At 37.7% G+C, this 4249-nt stretch carries 10 protein-coding genes; all 10 read left to right on the forward strand.

Annotated features, from left to right (window positions below; translation table 11 throughout):
* Positions 1-82: 82 nt before the first annotated feature.
* The 10 genes from IR213_RS15785 (at position 83) to IR213_RS15830 (ending at position 4137) form a co-directional block, all read left to right on the forward strand.
* Entirely contained in the window at positions 83-796 is a 714-nt protein-coding gene (locus tag IR213_RS15785; RefSeq protein ID WP_194313253.1) for a DUF3164 family protein, read from the forward strand.
* Between the two features lie 122 nt (positions 797-918).
* Positions 919-1119, forward strand: coding sequence for a hypothetical protein (locus IR213_RS15790; protein ID WP_194313254.1), 201 nt, complete (start codon positions 919-921; stop codon positions 1117-1119).
* Positions 1120-1191: 72 nt separating this feature from the next.
* Positions 1192-1416, forward strand: coding sequence for a hypothetical protein (locus tag IR213_RS15795; RefSeq protein WP_194313255.1), 225 nt, complete (start codon positions 1192-1194; stop codon positions 1414-1416).
* 4 nt (positions 1417-1420) lie between these two features.
* The gene (locus IR213_RS15800) at positions 1421-1774 is read left to right on the forward strand and encodes a hypothetical protein (RefSeq protein ID WP_194313256.1); all 354 of its coding nucleotides are present in this window, start codon (positions 1421-1423) and stop codon (positions 1772-1774) included.
* Between the two features lie 12 nt (positions 1775-1786).
* A complete protein-coding gene (locus tag IR213_RS15805; RefSeq protein ID WP_194313257.1) occupies positions 1787-2014 on the forward strand; it encodes a hypothetical protein in 228 nt (75 codons plus the stop codon).
* 131 nt (positions 2015-2145) lie between these two features.
* Positions 2146-2484: a hypothetical protein gene (locus IR213_RS15810; protein ID WP_194313258.1), complete on the forward strand. Its 339-nt coding sequence runs from the start codon at positions 2146-2148 to the stop codon at positions 2482-2484.
* Positions 2485-2487: 3 nt separating this feature from the next.
* Positions 2488-2796, forward strand: coding sequence for a DUF4406 domain-containing protein (locus tag IR213_RS15815; protein ID WP_194313259.1), 309 nt, complete (start codon positions 2488-2490; stop codon positions 2794-2796).
* On the forward strand, positions 2796-3230 hold the full coding sequence (locus tag IR213_RS15820) for a hypothetical protein (protein ID WP_194313260.1): 435 nt from the start codon (positions 2796-2798) through the stop codon (positions 3228-3230). The genes IR213_RS15815 and IR213_RS15820 overlap by 1 nt, the downstream gene beginning before the upstream one ends.
* 29 nt (positions 3231-3259) lie before the next feature.
* A complete protein-coding gene (locus tag IR213_RS15825) occupies positions 3260-3757 on the forward strand; it encodes a hypothetical protein (protein ID WP_194313261.1) in 498 nt (165 codons plus the stop codon).
* Between the two features lie 5 nt (positions 3758-3762).
* The gene (locus IR213_RS15830) at positions 3763-4137 is read left to right on the forward strand and encodes a hypothetical protein (protein WP_194313262.1); all 375 of its coding nucleotides are present in this window, start codon (positions 3763-3765) and stop codon (positions 4135-4137) included.
* Positions 4138-4249: the final 112 nt, after the last annotated feature.

The following is a 4249-nucleotide window of genomic DNA, read 5'->3' on the forward strand; positions in this document are numbered from 1 at the left end:
TACAAATGCCCGCCAAAGCTAGAGAGCAAAATCCGCTTCATCACTCAAAAAGTAATAGATATTAATTTAATAACCAATTAAAATGAACACAGAAACACAAGAAAAACCAGTAAAATCAATAACTGAATTTACAGCTCAAGAGTTAAAGGATGCTCTTGCAAAAATCGAATCTAAAAAAGACGATGACCGTAACGCATACAAAGAACTTGTAGAGCAAACAGTACCTAAAGCTATTTTTAAACTTTGCCTTGCATCTGAAATATTGTCGAATGCCAAAACCGAAGCGTTTCAATTTTTCGAAGATATTTTAAAATTAAAAGCCGATGTCTATGGCATCAAAGAAAAGCAACAATCACATACTTTCTCCTGTGATATGGGCGAAATACAAATCGGCTACAGAATTACTGACGGTTGGGATGATACGGCTAATACAGGGATTGCGAAAGTTGAAAAGTTTATTACTTCATTGGCAAAAAACCCTGAAACCGAAGCATTAGTAGAGGGTGTTTTTACATTGCTAAAAAAAGATGCTAAAGGCAATTTAAAAGGCAGTCGAGTTTTAGAACTTCAAAAACTAACGGCAAAATTCAATAATGAAGAGTTTACTGATGGTGTTGACATTATTTCAAAGTCATACAAGCCTGTTCGTTCTGTTTGGTTTGTAGAAGCCAATTTAATCAATGACAACAAAGAAAAAACACCAATACCACTATCGATGTCGGCCGTTGACTTTTCTAAAGGATATGCCTTTGAGTTTTACAACGAACCAATTATAGAAACTGATGCAACCGAGTAATCCCTACATCAGTACCATAGTACTATTAGCGGTTCTGCTACTAGTCGTGAACGGAAAGGGCATTCGACTGTATCTGGAATGGCTTCGCTTTAAACTAAGAATTTTATTTAAAAAACTTGAAAATGACTATAACAATAATTCCATTGACTGACCACGAAAGCTACAACGTAAATGGGCATACTGTTTTTAAAGACAGTACTGAACAATGGATTTCAAGAACTGATATGTCAGATATGGAACTTCGAGCATTCAGGAGGTATAAAACGGCAGTAATTGACAATCCAAGATTCAAAACACACACGAAAGCAACTTACAAGGTTTAGGTTAATTCAGTTTCCAGAGCCTGACGGTTCCTGCGGGTTCGAATCCCGCCTCTGGAGCAATAGATTTTAAATATGAAAACAATCACATTAGATTTTGATATTGACGACAAAGTTTTCTTTATCGAAAATCGAAAAGTACAAGACGGCATTGTTCGTGATTTCATCCTTTTTGGATCAAAAAAAGAAATCATTTTGAAATATGTTGTTTTCTACCATAAAGACAAAACGAGCGTCAGGATAGAACTAGATCAGTCCGATGCCTTCAAAAGTAAAGCAGAATTAAAAAAACAACTTTAAAATTATGACAACAACTAAAAGAAGTCCATGCGCATATAGCGGTGAAGGGAGCGCAATTGCTGATTATTTCAGGCAAGAAAAACAACCATCACTACCGACTAAGAAGGAAGAAAACTGGGGGTTATTCAACAACAACAATAGCCAACACAAGCGAATACTTGCCACTTTACGAACTGCCAATATAGTGGTAAAAAATGAAAAGTGGGGCGAAGTTGCCGATATGGAAGGTTGGTTTAACCAGTTTTTAAAGAGCAATAAATCGCCAGTTAATAAGCCTTTAAAAAAAATGACATCGCTAGAAGTCTCAAAAATAATCAAGGCTTTGGACGGTGTGGCAATTTGGAAAAATTCAATTTAAAAAATAAATAAGATGTTAGAAAATATAGTAATAATAGGAGTTGCCTTACTGGTTCTAGGTGGCGTGTTTTTTATAGGCCTTTTTGTTGGAGTTGGAAGCGCACTAGATATGATGGATGCTGATAATCAAATGGAAAATGACCTGTATTGTTTTGAATGCGAAATCGAAATGCCGGTAAAGGAAAAAAACGGACGGTTTTATTGTTCAAATTGTGGCTTGTATCATGGAAGCGAAATATAGTATCACCGAGGTTTGTCCTCACGACATAGCCGAAACAAGAGTTCTAACCGCCGTTTGTGGCTGCGAAACCGCCGCCGAATTTTGCATAGAATGCCAGGAACAATTAACTAAGCCAAAAACAGAATGTTGATATGAAACCTATAAAAACCAAAGTCACGCCCGACCAAATAATGGCACTCGAAAAGCTGATGGAACAATTAGTTGATTTTAAGCCGACAGCAATAAGCAACAAAGTGGTTAAATCAGTTTTGGAAGATGTTGCCGATAAAATTCACGTTCGGTATCGAAAAATCATAAAAAGTGCCGATTTATTCAACGCTAAAAAAACAATCGGTTTGGAGTTGAAATATCACGAAGCAGCCTCGATGCACACGTTCATTCAAATGTCATTGCCCAACATTCCTAAAGAAGAAAAAGCATACAACGATTTATTTAAATTAAGCAATGATTTACATCAAAAACTAATATAAATTATGACAAAAACAATTTACATAGCCGGGAAAGTAACCGGGCTGCTTCTAGAACCAACCGCTCTCAAATTCAAAGAAGCTCAAGAAGAACTCGAAGCAAAAGGATTCGATGTCATTAATCCAATTGAACTCATAAACAACCCAAAAGAAGACTGGGACGTGGCAATGAATAAATGCCTCGAAGCCTTGGAGTACTGCGATGCTATTTATATGCTGCCGTGTTACATAGACAGTAAAGGCGCAATGATTGAGCATAGAAAAGCCTCTAAGCTAGGAATCCAAATCTATTATAACCTTGAAACGATTATATAATGGCACTCGACACGACTTACACGGTAAAAATGCAGTCAGGAAGTGTCTGGCAGTTTAAATACAATTTAACCGGCATTTTAATTTACTTCAATGTAATGGAAGGCGATTTGTCAGAGAAGCAAGAAAAGTTTTTATACCTCAATGGAAAATTCCCCTGGAAAGAAAGCCACATCAAGGAATGGACAAAGCTTTATAAAACCACAACGGTAGAAGTTGGCGAGCCTGATTTATCCTTTGAGAATTTTTGGAAGCGATATGACCTCAAGGTAAAAAAAGAAGCTTCAGAGAAAGCTTGGAACAAACTAAGCGATGGCGATAAAATAAAATGCTTTTTGCGATTGAAGAAATACAATACCAACCTAGCCAGAACCAACCAAGCTAAAGCGCATTTAGTGACTTGGTTAAACCAAAAAAGGTACAACGACGAAGATTAAAACAGTAAATAATTTAAAACAACAATAAAATGAATGACACATTAACCGTCCCAAAGGACAAAGTATTAGAGGCTTATTCTAAAGCCAAATCTCCAAGAAAAGTAATGTTAGAAAACCTTTTCGGAATCAAAACATTTCAGCCGGACATTATGAAACGAATTATAGGATTCGATGATGTGTGTAGAGAAATGGGTAAAAATCCCAAAGATTACATCTGCACCAGCGATGACCCAGATGACATAGCAGCCAATGCTCTACGTCAGGTACTTTTAATTAGTCGTTGCTTCAATGCAGACAAAAAAGAGGTGATGGACTGGGGAAATAGCAATCAAAGAAAGTATGTACATGTATATGTTTATACAGCTCCTGAGTCTTCTAACTCTCCCTCTTCGGGCTGGTCGTTGGCCGATGTCGGTCACTGGCTCGCGCTTACGTACTGCGGCTCCCGCCTTGCGTTCCTCGACCCCGAACACGCACAATACGCTTGGGACACATTCAAAGAAATTTATATCAACTTAATTAAATAAAACCAATGGAATCAACAATTAACACAATTGAAAAAGCATTTATCGCTGAAGGATTAAATATTACATTAATGCCTATCGTCGACCATCTTCAAAATGAAGCTGACAAAAACGCCGTAATTAAGAACTATATAATTGATGTAGTTGTTAGATCATTAAACAACGAGGGACAGGAAACTCCGTGGATTGCTGATTATTTAGATGACAATCAGAATAAGTACGAGAATATCTACTACAACTCTCCCTCTTCGGGCTGGTCGGTGGACGTTGTCGATCGCTGGTACGCGTGTACGCGCTGCGGCTCCCGCCGTGTGTTTAGAACGAGAGCGATAGGACGTTTCTTTTGGGAAAACTTCTCTGATTTGATAAAAGAAATTTTGTAAATCATAAAGGTTGTGCATTGAAAGCTGTGGTTTCTTGTTCGGTCTCCCTCTTCGGGCTGGTCGTTGAACAATGTCGATAACTGGAACACGAATACGAACTGCAGCTCCCACC

It is taken from the genome of Flavobacterium soyangense (genome assembly GCF_015277675.1).
In the GTDB taxonomy this organism is placed as follows: Bacteria; Bacteroidota; Bacteroidia; order Flavobacteriales; family Flavobacteriaceae; genus Flavobacterium; species Flavobacterium soyangense.